The sequence below is a fragment of the Pedobacter jeongneungensis genome (genome assembly GCF_000633455.1).
In the GTDB taxonomy this organism is placed as follows: Bacteria; Bacteroidota; Bacteroidia; order Sphingobacteriales; family Sphingobacteriaceae; genus Pedobacter; species Pedobacter jeongneungensis_A.
The window spans coordinates 102,506-117,099 of sequence record NZ_AYMG01000012.1; the positions used below are offsets into that span (position 1 = coordinate 102,506).

The 14,594-nt window shown below is 37.5% G+C and carries 14 protein-coding genes; 11 read left to right on the forward strand and 3 right to left on the reverse strand.

The features are described from left to right. Positions 1–120 precede the first annotated feature (120 nt). The gene (locus tag U859_RS0111655) at positions 121–1,134 is read left to right on the forward strand and encodes a hypothetical protein (RefSeq protein ID WP_025143549.1); all 1,014 of its coding nucleotides are present in this window, start codon (positions 121–123) and stop codon (positions 1,132–1,134) included. Positions 1,135–1,277: 143 nt separating this feature from the next. Here the strand turns inward: U859_RS0111655 and U859_RS0111660 are convergent, their stop codons facing one another. Beyond that, entirely contained in the window at positions 1,278–2,393 is a 1,116-nt protein-coding gene (locus tag U859_RS0111660) for a trans-sulfuration enzyme family protein (RefSeq protein WP_025143550.1), read from the reverse strand. A gap of 123 nt (positions 2,394–2,516) precedes the next feature. On the opposite strand from U859_RS0111660, the gene U859_RS0111665 reads away from it, so the two are divergent. From U859_RS0111665 to U859_RS0111690, 6 genes are all read left to right on the forward strand, one after another. Further along, on the forward strand, positions 2,517–3,011 hold the full coding sequence (locus U859_RS0111665; RefSeq protein WP_029985675.1) for a hypothetical protein: 495 nt from the start codon (positions 2,517–2,519) through the stop codon (positions 3,009–3,011). A 424-nt stretch (positions 3,012–3,435) separates the two neighbouring features. Then, positions 3,436–4,629 carry an aminofutalosine synthase MqnE gene (gene mqnE / locus U859_RS0111670; protein WP_025143552.1) on the forward strand — a complete coding sequence of 398 codons (1,194 nt, stop codon included), beginning with the start codon at positions 3,436–3,438 and terminating at the stop codon, positions 4,627–4,629. A 103-nt stretch (positions 4,630–4,732) separates the two neighbouring features. Then, entirely contained in the window at positions 4,733–5,359 is a 627-nt protein-coding gene (locus U859_RS0111675; protein WP_025143553.1) for a histidine phosphatase family protein, read from the forward strand. A gap of 39 nt (positions 5,360–5,398) precedes the next feature. Then, a complete protein-coding gene (locus U859_RS0111680; protein ID WP_025143554.1) occupies positions 5,399–6,124 on the forward strand; it encodes a menaquinone biosynthetic enzyme MqnA/MqnD family protein in 726 nt (241 codons plus the stop codon). A 55-nt stretch (positions 6,125–6,179) separates the two neighbouring features. Beyond that, complete coding sequence (locus tag U859_RS0111685; RefSeq protein WP_029985676.1) at positions 6,180–6,956, forward strand: Fic family protein; 777 nt, start codon at positions 6,180–6,182, stop codon at positions 6,954–6,956. Next, the gene (locus tag U859_RS0111690) at positions 6,953–7,558 is read left to right on the forward strand and encodes a hypothetical protein (RefSeq protein WP_029985677.1); all 606 of its coding nucleotides are present in this window, start codon (positions 6,953–6,955) and stop codon (positions 7,556–7,558) included. Before U859_RS0111685 ends, U859_RS0111690 begins: the two co-directional genes overlap by 4 nt. Before the next feature lie 98 nt (positions 7,559–7,656). Here the strand turns inward: U859_RS0111690 and U859_RS0111695 are convergent, their stop codons facing one another. Further along, positions 7,657–7,971, reverse strand: a complete 315-nt coding sequence (locus U859_RS0111695) for an HPF/RaiA family ribosome-associated protein (RefSeq protein ID WP_025143556.1) — start codon at positions 7,969–7,971, stop codon at positions 7,657–7,659. A gap of 453 nt (positions 7,972–8,424) precedes the next feature. On the opposite strand from U859_RS0111695, the gene mutS reads away from it, so the two are divergent. The 4 genes from mutS (at position 8,425) to U859_RS0111720 (ending at position 13,235) form a co-directional block, all read left to right on the forward strand. Next, a complete protein-coding gene (mutS, locus tag U859_RS0111700) occupies positions 8,425–11,037 on the forward strand; it encodes a DNA mismatch repair protein MutS (RefSeq protein WP_025143557.1) in 2,613 nt (870 codons plus the stop codon). Between the two features lie 75 nt (positions 11,038–11,112). Next, positions 11,113–11,640 carry a C40 family peptidase gene (locus U859_RS0111705; RefSeq protein WP_025143558.1) on the forward strand — a complete coding sequence of 176 codons (528 nt, stop codon included), beginning with the start codon at positions 11,113–11,115 and terminating at the stop codon, positions 11,638–11,640. 515 nt (positions 11,641–12,155) lie between these two features. After that, the gene (locus tag U859_RS0111715) at positions 12,156–12,623 is read left to right on the forward strand and encodes a TlpA disulfide reductase family protein (RefSeq protein WP_025143559.1); all 468 of its coding nucleotides are present in this window, start codon (positions 12,156–12,158) and stop codon (positions 12,621–12,623) included. A gap of 6 nt (positions 12,624–12,629) precedes the next feature. After that, the gene (locus U859_RS0111720; protein ID WP_025143560.1) at positions 12,630–13,235 is read left to right on the forward strand and encodes a thioredoxin family protein; all 606 of its coding nucleotides are present in this window, start codon (positions 12,630–12,632) and stop codon (positions 13,233–13,235) included. Here the strand turns inward: U859_RS0111720 and U859_RS0111725 are convergent. After that, a complete protein-coding gene (locus U859_RS0111725; protein ID WP_025143561.1) occupies positions 13,232–14,419 on the reverse strand; it encodes a DUF1624 domain-containing protein in 1,188 nt (395 codons plus the stop codon). The two genes, U859_RS0111720 and U859_RS0111725, sit on opposite strands and share 4 nt — an antisense overlap. Positions 14,420–14,594 lie beyond the last annotated feature (175 nt).

A 14,594-nucleotide genomic window follows, 5' to 3' on the forward strand; every position in this document is an offset into this window, starting at 1 on the left:
TAAATTAACTACCTATAAATGAACTTCTTATTTTTATCTTAGGTTTATCGTTAAAAACTTTTAATATAAAATTAACGCTTAATATTCTAAGTTTGTGCATCCTATTTAAATCGTAACTTCATGAAAAACACAAAATCCCTATGTTTAGGGCTATTATTTATAGTAGCAAGCTTAAATAATGTAAACGCTCAATTTGGAGGCTTAAAAGACAAATTATTAAAAGTGGGTACAGCCCAGGGCGCTAAAGCTTTGGGCGTAGATAAGTTTTTAAAACAGCCTGCTGCCATTACCACCAGTTTTGAAGATGTAAACAGGGAAGGTGAGAAAATGCCCGACTTTATTACTTCTTTAAAATTAAAAGCTCAGCCTTTATATTTATTACCTAAAAACCCTGAAGGTGGTTTCGTGCTCTGCGAAGGTCTTTATGAGATGACCAATAAAAGTTATTGTTTAAAGGCCGGAACTTTTGCACCGTCAAAAGGAGATGGTTACATGTTTGCACCGGTTTTAGGCCCGAAAGAAGAGATTGTAGTTTCTATTCTGAAGAGTGCAGAAAAACATCCTGAAGTAGAACAGCACGATATACAAGCACTACTCTGGACGATTATTGCCAGAACAAAATTTGCCGATTATAACGGACAAGTTAAAGTAACCGCCATTAAACTATTAACAACCAAACAGCTTACCCAATTAGAAGGTGGCGCCTTAGGTGTTTTGCCTTTTGATGTAATGGAAAAAGCCAAAGATCAATTGCCATCGGGTGTGAGGGCTGTTTTTGAAGCAGAAAACAATATCCGTCAGCTAGTGGCTTCAGGAAATTATACTTATGCCGATATGGAGAAATATGCCATAGTAGCAGGCATGGCTCCACCAAGAAGCGATGTGCCAAGTGGCATCTGGACAAAACACCCTGACGGTTATTATGTGCGTTATTTTCCTTCAGGATATTCGATTACCAAAGTGCAGGTATACGTGCCAAAAGAATTGTTAGCAAACGGAAATAAATTGGTTTATGATGCAGCAGGAGATATTGCTTGTCCCGCCAATACAGGATCGCAACGTTTAGCACAGACTAATGAGCCATTGGAGGCAAATTATTCGTTAAAGTTGACTACGATTTGTAATCCTAAGTAAGATAAAATAAATCGTCACTGCGAGGAGGAACGACAGCCTGCCCCGACTTTTCGACGAAGCAATCTTACAACGATCGCTACTAGCGTTCGCATTAAGATTGCTTCGTAGGCTGAAAAAGCCTTCTCGCAATGACGAAAATCTCCTTATCCCAGCGCCTGCGCTAAATCGGCAATAATATCATCTACGTGCTCTAATCCTACTGAAATGCGGAGCAAGTTTTTTGGTGTTTTGCTATCAGGCCCTTCTACCGAATATCGGTGTTCTATTAAACTCTCCACTCCACCTAAACTGGTTGCCTGAGCAAATAATTGAACTTTATTTACCACTTTATGGGCTGCTTCAACATCACCTTTAACCAGGAATGACATCATTCCGCTAAAATCTTTCATCTGTTTTTTTGCAATTTCATGCTGTGGGTGACTTTCCAACCCAGGATAAAATACAGCTTCCACATTTGGGTGTCCGTTTAAATAATCGGCTACTTTTTTTCCGTTTTCACAATGGCCTTTCATGCGGTAGGCCAGGGTTTTAATGCTACGGGTTAATAAAAAGCAATCGAAAGGAGAGGGCACAGCGCCGCCGGTTTGCTGTATATTTTTGATGCGCTCCCATAATTCATCTTTTTTGGCCGTAATTAAAATTCCGCCAAGCACATCGCTATGTCCACCTAAATATTTAGTACTGCTATGCATTACAATATCAGCGCCCAATAAAATCGGATTCTGTAAAATTGGAGAAGCAAAGGTACTGTCGCAAACCAAAGTGATATTTTTAGCGTTAGCAATTTTGGCAATTTCTTCAATATCTGTAACCTTGAGCAATGGGTTAGATGGTGTTTCGATCCAGATTAACTGCGTATTGGGTTTAATGCTGCTTTGCATCAGGTTCAAATCCGTTTGATCGACAAAATCAAACTCCAGACTCTCATTAAAAATAGTAAGCAACTGTTTTTTTATTCCCCAGTACATGTCATCCGGTGCTATAATATGGCTACCAGGTTTTAATGCCTGGAACATGGCTAACCCGCAGGTATTACCTGAAGAAAAGGCTGCTGCATCTTCACCATATTCTAATTTGGCTACAGTGTTTTCTAAAGCAGACCGGTTTGGATTGCTTACCCTGCTATACATGTGTCCGCCCGGATAGCCGCCATCTTCGCCACGAAAAAAAGTTGTAGATAGATTAATGGGCGGTGTAACATCACCTGTGGCAGTTTTAACAAGATTAGAGGCGTGAATAGCAAGGGTTTCGGGTTTCATGATAATTGATGGTGGTATGAATAATATTGGGATGCAATTTAATAATTTGCCGCTAATTTAAGGTTCGTAATGGTTTTGGCAAGATTTATGTAACAAGTTTGTCGAAATTTAATTACACAAAAAATGAAAAGATTATTTATAGCTATCGCAATAGCATGTTCTACTTTAGTAATGTTACAAAGTTGTAATACCGCAAAAAGGGTAACTGCTGGTGTTACAGGTAGCAGGGGTACAGTTGTTCGCGACTGGGTAGTTAGTAATGTAGCTTTAGAAGGTTTACCTGATGGTGCTGTACAAGGCCTATTTGGTGAAAAATCTTACAAATGTTTTCAAGGCAGTACATGGCATTTAACAAACAGTGGTAATGGCTCTTATACTTTACCAGGATCAAGTGCTTGTGGCGCTGTAATGCAAACTATTTTCTGGTCTGCAGCTCCTAAAGATCAAACTTTCCAGTTCAAAAAAATATTTGAAGGCGATAAAGCTAAAAATGTAGCAGAAGGTTACCGTTTGGTATTAACTGATCTTTCTAGCACACAGATGATCTTGAAATCTCCTATTGAATTTGGAGGCAGAACTGCAAACATTGTATTAACGTTTACACCAGCAGCAAGATAATTTAATATACCTTTGAAAAACATAAATGAGAGCACTTCTGAAAAGAGGTGCTTTTTTTGTTTCAACTTTCTTTTTTCTTTGCCACGGATGCACAGATTTACACGGAGGTTTAGCGTTTATTTTCTATGGACAGTTTCTAAAACCGTCATTTGGTTTTAACAACTAATCATTCAGATATAAACTATCCTGTTTTAGTAACAGAAATACCGATTTATAAAGTGTTTTTTCCGTGCATTCCGTGTGTTCGTGGCTGATATTATTATGCTCAAGTGAGTTTTTAACTGGATACCCAATCAAAATCTGTGTTTATCCGTATTTATCTGTGGTTGATTATTACGATTAACATTCAAAAATCGCTGTTTGTTACAAGAAAATGATTTTCAAATCGCCTCATTATTGTATTTTTGTTCAAAATAAATCAGGAATGAATACAACTGAGCAAGTTGAAAAAATATTAGCTGATACCAATTTATCAACTGAATTACAAAACATAGCACACAAAGTTCTTCATGGAGAGCGGATTACATTTGACGAGGGTGTATACCTTTATGAACATGCCGAATTAGGTTATGTAGGTGTACTCGCTAACTTTATCCGTGAGAAAAAGCATGGCGATAAAACTTATTTCAATCGCAATTTCCATTTAGAGCCAACCAATCTTTGCGTTTACGACTGTAAGTTCTGCTCTTACTCGCGTTTACTTAAACAAAAAGAAGAGGGCTGGGCTTTAACCATGGAGCAAATGCTCGATATTGTTAAAAAATACGATGGTGAACCGGTAACAGAAGTCCATATTGTTGGCGGCGTGCTTCCACAATATGATGTAGCTTTTTATTCGGCATTGTTTACCGCGATTAAACAACATCGTCCTGATCTGCATGTAAAAGCATTAACACCTGTAGAGTACCACTATATTTTCAAAAAGGCTAAGATCGATTACGCAACAGGTATGCGTTTGATGAAAGAAGCCGGATTGGAATCGATACCGGGCGGTGGCGCAGAAATTTTCCATCCAGAAATTAGGGAGCAGATAGCAAAAGATAAATGTACCGGTCAGCAATGGTTGGATATACACGAAGAATGGCACAAATTAGGCATGCGCAGTAATGCCACCATGCTTTACGGACATATCGAGAAATATTGGCACCGCGTAGATCACATGGAGAAACTCCGTGAACTGCAAGACCGTACAGGAGGCTTCCAGACTTTTATTCCTCTAAAATTCAGAAATCAGCATAATCAAATGAGCAATGTGCCTGAAACTTCAGTAATTGAAGATTTAAGAAATTATGCCATTGCCCGTATCTACATGGATAACTTTGACCACATTAAAGCTTATTGGGCAATGATCAGTCGCGAAACAGCTCAGTTATCTTTAAATTATGGTGTGGATGATATCGACGGTACTTTGGATGATACCACAAAAATATATTCAATGGCCGGTGCAGAAGAACAGACGCCTGCAATGAGCACTAAAGAACTGGTTAATCTGATTAAACAGGTAGGAAGAAAAGCCATAGAACGCGATACGTTATATAATGTGGTTACGGATTTCGAAAATGTAGTGTTTGAAGAGGAAAAGAAACCGCAATATTATAAGCTACCGGTAGTGAATTAGGATTGTTATGATGACAGGATTTTGATCTTATTACAAAGTCCAAAAAATTTAGTCAACAAAAACATTAATCCTACAATCCCATAATCTAAAAAAATCCATTTTAATGGTTAAAGAAATATACATCATACGCCACGGCGAAACGGAACTTAACAGACAAGGAATAGTACAGGGAAGAGGTATAAATTCTGACTTAAATGATTTAGGCAGGGCACAGGCGGAGGCTTTTTACCAGACTTACAAAGACATTCCTTTTGATAAGATATACACTTCGGATTTAAAACGTACCTGGCAAACGGTTCAGAAGTTTATTGATTCGGAGTTGCCATGGGAAAAGCTTTCAGGATTAGATGAGTTGGCCTGGGGTGTTTGGGAAGGAAAACCGAATACCGAAGATGCACGGGATGCTTTCCGAGAGATGTTACAGAGCTGGGAGAATGGAGATTATACCGCTCATTTTGAGGGTGGTGAAAGCGTACAGGATGTTTATGAACGCTTAAAACAACCTATGGACGTTTTAATGACCCGACCTGAAGAAAAAACAGTGCTGCTTTGTATGCATGGCAGGGCAATGCGTGTTTTTCTATGCTTATTATTGGGTAAGCCATTGAACGAAATGACAGAATTCCCTCATCAGAACACCGTGCTTTATAAAATGGGTTTCGAAGACGGGAAATTTTCTGTTCTCGAATTTAACAGTGCCGTCCATTTAGACGGTTTAGTAATTGAATAATACGCTTATCGCCAAACGCGAAGCGCAAAATATAACACCTTGAATAAGATTAAAATATCGGCTGTTGCCTACACCAACACCAAAGCTTTTATATACGGATTAAAACATTCGGACATTATAAATAAAATTGATTTAAGTTTAGATATCCCTTCAGATTGTGCAGCAAAAGTAATTAATGGTCAGGCTGATATCGGCTTAATGCCTGTTGCAGCAATTCCATTGGTTCCCAATGCGAACATCGTAGCAGATTACTGCATCGGTAGCGATGGTGGTGTAAATTCTGTATTCATTTTTAGTGAAGTTCCGGCGGCCGAAATTAAAACGGTAAGATTGGATGCCCATTCCCGTACATCGAACAATTTAGCTAAAGTATTGCTTAAGTTCCATTGGAAAAAAGAAGTTGAGTTTACAACTGATCCAAATGCAAAAACAGATGCTTTTGTTTTAATTGGCGACAGAACCTTTGGTAAAAAAGACGATTTTGCTTATGCTTATGATATGGGCGAGGAGTGGAAAAACTTTACCGGTTTGCCATTTATGTACGCAGCTTGGGTGGCTAATAAAGAAATCCCGCAGGAATTTAAGACCGAATTTAATAAGGCTTTAAAATTTGGCCTGGATCATAGAAAGGAAGTATTAGAGGAGTTACCAGCATCGCCAAATTTCGATCTTGAAGACTATTTGTATCATAAACTTCAGTTTGATGTATCTGACGACCGTAAAAAGGCATTGAATTTGTTTTTGGGGTATATTGAGCAGTTGTAAAATAGAATCGCTTTTTACAGAATCAAATCCTAAATTAGCCTAAAATCCATTTTTAATGTTAGATGAATTAGAGATTATTCCTGTTGATTTGTTGGCACCCTATTCTTCGCAGGTTAATGATGATTTACAGGAGAAATGGGATCAATTACAGGATGCAGAATTATCTACAAATGAATTTAGTTTTTACACATCAGTAGCATCAGTTTATTCAAGCAAAATAGAAGGCGAGGATATAGAACTTGATTCTTACATCAAACATAAAAGGTTTGGTATTGAGTTTTTACCTGATTACACAAAAAAGATCGACGACTTATATTCCGCATACGATTTTGCCAAAGTTAATCAGATTAAAACCGACAATATTGCGAAGGCCCATCAATTATTGAGTAAACACATTGTGGCCAAAAATTATCAGGGGAAGTTTAGAAACCACAACATGTATGTTTCTACCCCTGATGGACGTATAGAATATGTAGCTGTATCTCCAATAAAACTTGCCAAAGAAATGGAAAAATTACACCATGATTTGACTTTATTGTTAAAGGCAAGATTAAATATTAAAGAAATCTTCTTTTTTGCATCCATGATCCATTTGGTATTTGTGAAAATCCATCCTTTTAATGATGGAAATGGCCGCACAGGTAGATTGTTGGAAAAATGGTTTCTATCTGAAAAACTAGGCGATAAGGCCTGGTTTGTTCAATCAGAGAAGATGTATTATGAAAATCATCAAACCTATTATCAAAACTTAAGGGTTTTAGGTTTAGAATATGAAGAATTGGATTATACAAAAGCATTATCCTTTTTATTGATGTTGCCCAAGGCATTATGATTAAACAGATCAAAAGGAAAAAATGCCTTGCAACGTATCCAATATTTCCGCTTAGAACGTATAATGATGATATTGAAGATTATGATTATTTCTATCCAGATATTTTTTCAAGTTATATTTTAATACTGAAATCGAAAAGCTATAAAAAGCTCCTAAATAATTTAGGAAAAGAACTTTCAGATCTCTGTGCTGGTTTAAAATCAGGTAGTTTGATTTTCCTTGGTGATGAAAAGTTGGCATGGAGGTTTCGCGAAGGGAAATATAAGAATTTTAAAAAAGGAATGGAGTATTTTGCTAATCAGGGTATTAACAAAACATTTTCTGGTGGTTTAGCCGTTGGTTCAGATGATATGGTTGAATTTGTTAAATACCTTACCGACCTGACAGCAGTTAATGGACTTATACAATATGTTCACTTTATTGATGAATCTAAAAACATTATCGGCTCAATTTGCAATTATGGGGATATTCATATTACTACAATGAATAAAGATGGCAATGAGCTGTTTATACAAGCTGTTTCAAATACAAAATTTGAATTTGTAAATGGAAAATGTTATTCGCAGTTCTATATTAAAGATAGAAGGCCAACATCGTTTTAAAAACAAAAAGCAACCTGTTCAGATTGCTTTTTGAGTTAAATTATTTTGATTGATAGACCTGATCCCAATGTTAAAATCGGGACAGGATAACAATGCCCTTAATGCGTTTTCATCTTCCCAGCCACTTTTTCGAGTGTACTTTTTAATTTTGTTAAAGCGCCTGTAATGGCCAGATCGTAGGTATTACCGAGGTTAGAAACTGCAATCGGTTCTTTGCCTGTGATCCTGGCTTCTAATAAACATCTTTTATCATCTAAGCCATCTTTACTGCCATTTTCATCAGATAAATGTACTTCCAGGCGTGTAATTAAATCACTATATCTGCTCAAACCTTCACTTAACTGTGTCTGGATTTTTTCATCGTATTCCTGGTGTATGGTTAAATTTTTGTCGGTATTTAGTTGGATCGTCATAGTTAAAAGATTAAGTTAAATTTATATTAGGTTAACACATGAGTGAGGTTAATTGTTTCTATTGGTTAACTGGTTGATCGTATAAATTGTTAACTGTACAAGTACGAGAACAATTATGCAAATTGGTTTAAACAGCCCGTTGTTAAATAAACCTGATTGAAATGAAAAGCCCGTAAGTGAGGAACGAGCGCGGACTTGTAATGAAAAGCAGGACTGCACAATCCCAAATGAACAAAACCCTTCATTTTCAAATCATGGTTTAACTGTAGAGAAATGGTTAACTGTTAGAGCAATAGTTAATTGTTTAAACTGTATAAATTGGTTAATTTTAACAGATGCGCTAATTCCTACGATTAACCGATTAAACCACCAATTTTTTTTAACTTTTCAACAAAACAGTTGTAAAATGCTTATTCGTGTTATCTTTATGGCTTTTGTAAATTAATTTCAGTTTTGGCTAAAGACACAAATAAAGAAACCCCGTTAATGCAGCAATACAACGCAATTAAAGCGAAGTATCCGGGCGCACTTTTACTATTTAGGGTTGGCGATTTTTATGAAACCTTTGGCGAAGATGCCATTAAAACGGCACAGATTTTAGGCATAGTATTAACCAGAAGAGGTACAGGGCCTAATGGCGGTGCATTAGAATTGGCAGGATTTCCGCACCACTCATTGGATAATTATTTATCCAAATTGGTTAGGGCAGGACAACGTGTGGCCATCTGCGATCAGCTCGAAGATCCTAAAACCACAAAAACCATTGTTAAACGTGGTGTAACTGAATTGGTTACACCGGGGGTAGCTTACGGTGATAATATTGTAAACCAGAAATCGAACAACTTCCTGGCCTGTGTTTTCTTTGATAAAGCACAATTGGGTGTTTCATTTCTAGATATATCGACAGGCGAATTTTTAATTGCTCAGGGAAATAGCGATTATATTGATAAACTTTTGCAAGGTTTTAAACCTACGGAGGTTATTTTTCAGAAATCGAAGCGACAGGCTTTTACCGAAAACTTCGGCGACCGCTTTTATACTTTTGGTTTAGATGAATGGCCTTTTACTTCTGATTATGGTAATGAAACCTTGATGAAACATTTTGAGGTTTCTTCTTTAAAGGGTTTTGGTGTTGAGCGTTTGCAGAGCGGAATCGTAGCTGCAGGTGTGATTTTGCATTATCTGGGCGAAACAGAACATCGTAACCTGCAGCACATCAGCTCGATAGGTCGTATTGAGGAAGACCGCTATATGTGGTTAGATCGTTTTACCATCCGTAACCTGGAGCTGGTAAATTCACCTAATGATAATGCAGTAACGCTGTTTGATATTTTGGATCATACCTGTACGCCAATGGGTGCACGTTTGTTGCAAAAGTGGATCATAATGCCTTTAAAAGAACTTAAACCGATTCAGGAGCGACTTGGAATGGTAGAGTATTTTGTGAAGCATGAAGAATTACAGGGCGAGTTTTTAAATAACATCAAACAGATTGGCGATTTAGAGCGATTGATTTCTAAAGTAGGCTTGCAGCGCGTTGGCCCGAGAGAATTGGTTGCCTTAAAACGGGCGCTTTATCATATCGAAGCCGTTAAAAAACTGGCTGCTGACTCTAAAAATCCTTTTTTAATCAAAATAGCAGATCAGTTAAATCCTTGTTTGGCGATTAGAGAAAGAATTGAAAGGGAATTACAGCCTGAGCCACCAGCTTTGCTGATTAAAGGAAATGTAATCGCAGACGGCATTGACGAAGATTTAGACCGCTTGCGCAAAATAGCTTTCGGTGGCAAGGATTATCTGGTGCAGATACAGAAACGTGAGGCAGAAGCAACAGGTATCCCATCCTTAAAAATTGCCTTCAATAACGTCTTTGGTTATTATTTAGAAGTTACCCATACCCATAAAGATAAAGTACCAGAGGGTTGGATTCGTAAACAAACGCTGGTAAATGCCGAGCGATATATTACTCCTGAGCTTAAAGAATACGAGGATCAGATTTTAGGTGCTGAAGAGAAGATTCAGACCATCGAAATCCGCTTGTATAACGAACTGATGTACGAAACCGCCAGTTACATCAAACCGATCCAACTCGATTCGTTTTTAATTGCTCAGCTGGATTGTTTATTGTGTTTTGCACAGCTGGCCGCTAAAAACCATTATAACAAGCCAAAAGTCACTGAAAATAAGGTGCTTGATATTAAAGGTGGTCGTCACCCGGTAATTGAAAAGCAATTGCCTGTAGGGCAGGAATACATCACCAATGATGTTTACCTGGATACCGATAGTCAGCAGATTATTATGATTACCGGACCCAACATGGCCGGTAAATCGGCTATTTTAAGGCAAACGGCTTTGATTGTGTTGATGGCACAAATGGGCTCATTTGTACCTGCCAAGGATGCCGAAGTAGGTTTGGTAGATAAGATTTTTACTCGCGTAGGAGCTTCTGATAATATTTCGTCGGGAGAAAGTACGTTTATGGTGGAGATGAATGAAACGGCTAGTATTTTGAACAATATTTCGGATAACAGTTTGATTTTATTGGATGAGATTGGCCGTGGAACAAGTACTTACGATGGTATTTCGATTGCCTGGGCCATCGCAGAGTTTTTGCATCAACATCCAACCTCGAGACCTAAAACGCTTTTTGCTACCCACTACCACGAATTGAACGAGTTGGCGAATACCATGCCGCGCATTAAAAACTTTAATGTTTCGGTAAAAGAAATGACCAATAAGGTAATCTTTTTACGCAAGCTGGTTCCGGGTGGAAGTGAGCACAGTTTTGGTATTCATGTGGCTAAAATGGCCGGTATGCCACCAAAACTGATTGGTCGTGCAAACGAAATATTAAAAAAACTTGAAATTGACCGTACTGAAGGACAAAGCATTAAGGACAGCATTAAAAAAGTGCAGAACCAGGCTTATCAGTTGCAAATGTTTGCCATTGACGATCCTGTTCTGGTAAAAATCCGCGATACCCTGAATAACCTGGATGTGAATGCATTAACGCCAGTAGAAGCACTGTTAAAATTAGACGAAATACAGCGATTGATTAAGAATTAGGAAAAGTGTGGGGTGTGAGGTTTAAGGCATAAGGTCTTAGTATTCCTATACCCCAGCGCCATTAATATTGATAGAATGGAAATAACCATAAACCTTCCACCTTATACCTTAAGCCTCAAAAAAAATATTTTTTATTTAATAGCGCTCATGCTATTCCTGTCATCCTGCGGGTCAAGAAAATATACCGTTAGAAGTGATACCAAAGCCTCGAAAGCGGCTGATGCCATGGCGAATTTAAAAAGCAAACAACTTTACCGCTTCATTACGGATTGGACAGGGGTGAGGTACCGTTTTGGCGGATTGGATAAGAGTGGTATCGATTGTTCTGGTTTTGCCTTTTTATTGGAGAAAGAAATTTATGGAGTTACACTTCCAAGGATTTCACGCGATCAGGCCAATGCGATAAGAAGAAAGGATGTGGACAATTTAAAAGAGGGCGATCTCGTATTTTTCTCTTTTGGTGGAAATGATGTAGATCACGTGGGGGTTTACCTCAATAATGGTTTTTTTGTACATGCAAGTACCACAAGAGGGGTAATTGTCGATGATTTAACCTTGCCAGCTTATCAGAAGGTTTTGGTAAAATCAGGATCGGTGAATTAGTTTTTCCAGGGAGGGCGGCGTCATTTCGACTGAAGTGCAACGGAATGGAGAAATCTTTAATATTGGTTTATTCATTCCCAACCCGATCGTGTGGACACAATTAATTATAACATTTTTCTATCGCTCTATGCCGCGGGGCATGGTACTTTGGAGCGCCAAAGTACCCAAAGCGCTTTGTCAATCCAGCAATGAGCCTTTTGCACAATCTCACGCGCATCAAAAAAACAGTGACACTTCGTTTTGTGTTCAATATTTTTTTTAAAATTAAATCATCGTTTATGAACACAAAACCACTGCGTTTCAGGTTTGTTACTGCCATTTTTACTGTTGTGCACCTGTTTTTTTGATTTCCCTGGCCCTTGGGATTGACAGCGTCCTTGGTTAAAATCCGTACTTTATTAAAGTTGGTTAGCAAAATGCCTAAAAATACTTAAAAAAGATGTGTCAACACAATAGGCTTGAGCGGGAATGACGAGCACTTTAAAACAAACTTTAACATTTTTCGTTATCCATTTATGCGTATATTTTTCATAATCTGCTTATCTTTAATTACTTATTCTGTTAATGCGCAGGTGAAACTGCTCAAATTGGATGATTTGGATAAACGCATTGCCAATGGAAAAGATACTACTTATGTGATTAATTTTTGGGCTACTTGGTGTTCTCCATGTGTTGCAGAGCTACCGAATTTTGAGAAATTACGCTTAGCGAATTTAAAAAAACCGGTTAAAGTACTTTTGGTGAGCCTGGATTTTAAATCAAAACTGCAAAAGGAAGTAATTCCATTTGTGGAGAAGAATAAGATTAATGCTGAAGTATTTCTTTTGAACGAGCCCGATCAGCAACAATATATAGAAAGAATTGATAAAAAATGGTCGGGTGCTATTCCGGCTACGCTTTTTGTAAACAAAAACACCAGACGTTTTTACGAAAAGGAATTTACGGAAACGGAACTGAAAAATACTTTGTTAAACTTAAAATAGATCGTGATGAAAACATTGATTTTAATGGCTTTTATGTTATTTTCCGTAGTAACATTTGCACAAACTGAAGGTTATAAAGTAGGCGATGTAGTGAAAGATTTCTCTTTGAAGAATGTAAACAACAAAAACGTTTCGCTAGCCGATTATAAGGATGCCAAAGGTTACATTGTGGTCTTTACCTGCAATACCTGTCCGGTAGCTAAAGCTTATCAAAATCGTGTTGCTGCATTAAATGCAACTTATACAGTAAAAGGTTATCCGGTTATAGCCATTAATCCAAATGATGCAGAAGCTGTACCTGATGAAAGCTTCGAAAAAATGCAGGCTTTGGCTTCTGAAAAGAAATTCAACTTTCCATATCTCTTAGATCCTGATCATGTAGTAACTAAACAGTTCGGTGCAACCAGAACACCACATGTATTTATCTTAAACAAAACTGATAAAGGAAATGTGGTAGAATATATCGGCGCCATTGATAATGATCCCGAAGAGGCAAATAATACCAAAGTTGATTATGTGAAAAATGCAGTTAATGAATTATCTCTTGGCAAAAAGCCAGTAATCTCCTCAACCAAAGCCGTTGGCTGTAGCATTAAGTGGAAAAAGGGTTAAACGTAACTTAACCACCATTGCCGGTGTTTCTCCTTATATTTTTTAAACCACCGGCATGGTAAATACAATGATGCCACTACGCAAATCCATATTAAATATACGATAGGCAAACTAAAGCCAAACGCTGCAGGCCTAAATAAAAACGGCACCTGTACAATTTCCTTGGTGTTATGCCCTGTGGCGAAAAATACTATAACAAGAATGGTATGCAAAAGATAAAAGTGAATTACATAGTAAAAGAAAGGTACTGAGCCATACACTGAGGTTATTTTGGTAAACCAATTATTAATTCTTTCTGTAAAAGCTAAAATCAACATCGCCGTACCCAAAGTCATGGAGATATATTGTAGCGATGGCGGGTATTTGCTTACATTAAAAAAGGCTAAAAGATTCTTAAATAAGTCGTGATATTCTTTCCGCGGAACCGGATCTCCATATATATTGATTAACCTTAAAGCAATAAAAAGTAATAGCGTTAGTGAGCCTGTAATCAATAAATTGCGCTGTCTGCGTTCCGCTTCGTAACCTTTCTTAAACCAGGCACCAATTCCATAACCTACAAACATAACACCTGTCCATGGGAGGATGGCATAGAAGACACCAACTAAATGATTGGCTGATAAAGGGACAACCGTTCCGGATGCGGTAAAGAACACTTTTAAAATCAATCCACCAGTTGGATCTTCCGGTGCTGGAAATAAGTTGAAAACATTGTGGCCAAAAACCAGAATTAAGCCAATAATTAATACTGTTTTATATGAAATCCGGCTTGCCAAAGCTAAAAAAATCATGCTCCAGCCAATTACCCATATTACCTGAAGAATAATAAAATTATATGAAGGATTAAAGGTTAATCCAAGAGAAATGATTGCGATTTCTATAAAAATCAGCCATAACCCGCGTTTTAATAAAAAAGAACTGGCCTGTGCCGGTGTTTTATGCTGTGCGGATAAATAAGCAGACAGGCCTGAAAGAAAAACGAAAGTTGGTGCACAAAAATGTGTAATCCAACGGGTAAAAAACAGGATTCCGGTTGTGGTATCGGGGTTTAAAGGATCGCCTGTCATTGCTCCGATATGAAAAAAATCCCTCGTATGGTCCAAAGCCATAATGATCATCACAAGTCCGCGTAATATATCTATTGATAAAATGCGTTTTGATAGGGCAGTGCCATCAGTATTCATGGTAACAGGTTTAGTTTCTTAAATATACAAATTCAATTTATTTCATGAATGCTTAACGCTTCAGGGTTGTAATATTTGTGTATATCATTTAGTTAAGGTAAAGAAAATCGATTTAGGAGTATTTCAATTGCTGTTTATCATTTTGATGTTCCAAAAATTATAATAATATTTGTTA

What these genes read in the sequence shown, in the direction of transcription:
- U859_RS0111695 (WP_025143556.1), bottom strand. Translation starts at nt 7,971, where the DNA reads ATGACGATCCAACTAAATACCGACAAAAATTTAACCATACACCAGGAA.
- U859_RS0111715 (WP_025143559.1), top strand. Translation starts at nt 12,156, where the DNA reads ATGCGTATATTTTTCATAATCTGCTTATCTTTAATTACTTATTCTGTT.
- U859_RS0111725 (WP_025143561.1), bottom strand. Translation starts at nt 14,419, where the DNA reads ATGAATACTGATGGCACTGCCCTATCAAAACGCATTTTATCAATAGAT.
- U859_RS0111655 (WP_025143549.1), top strand. Translation starts at nt 121, where the DNA reads ATGAAAAACACAAAATCCCTATGTTTAGGGCTATTATTTATAGTAGCA.
- U859_RS0111685 (WP_029985676.1), top strand. Translation starts at nt 6,180, where the DNA reads ATGTTAGATGAATTAGAGATTATTCCTGTTGATTTGTTGGCACCCTAT.
- mqnE (WP_025143552.1), top strand. Translation starts at nt 3,436, where the DNA reads ATGAATACAACTGAGCAAGTTGAAAAAATATTAGCTGATACCAATTTA.
- U859_RS0111675 (WP_025143553.1), top strand. Translation starts at nt 4,733, where the DNA reads ATGGTTAAAGAAATATACATCATACGCCACGGCGAAACGGAACTTAAC.
- U859_RS0111660 (WP_025143550.1), bottom strand. Translation starts at nt 2,393, where the DNA reads ATGAAACCCGAAACCCTTGCTATTCACGCCTCTAATCTTGTTAAAACT.
- U859_RS0111705 (WP_025143558.1), top strand. Translation starts at nt 11,113, where the DNA reads ATGGAAATAACCATAAACCTTCCACCTTATACCTTAAGCCTCAAAAAA.
- U859_RS0111690 (WP_029985677.1), top strand. Translation starts at nt 6,953, where the DNA reads ATGATTAAACAGATCAAAAGGAAAAAATGCCTTGCAACGTATCCAATA.
- U859_RS0111720 (WP_025143560.1), top strand. Translation starts at nt 12,630, where the DNA reads ATGAAAACATTGATTTTAATGGCTTTTATGTTATTTTCCGTAGTAACA.
- U859_RS0111665 (WP_029985675.1), top strand. Translation starts at nt 2,517, where the DNA reads ATGAAAAGATTATTTATAGCTATCGCAATAGCATGTTCTACTTTAGTA.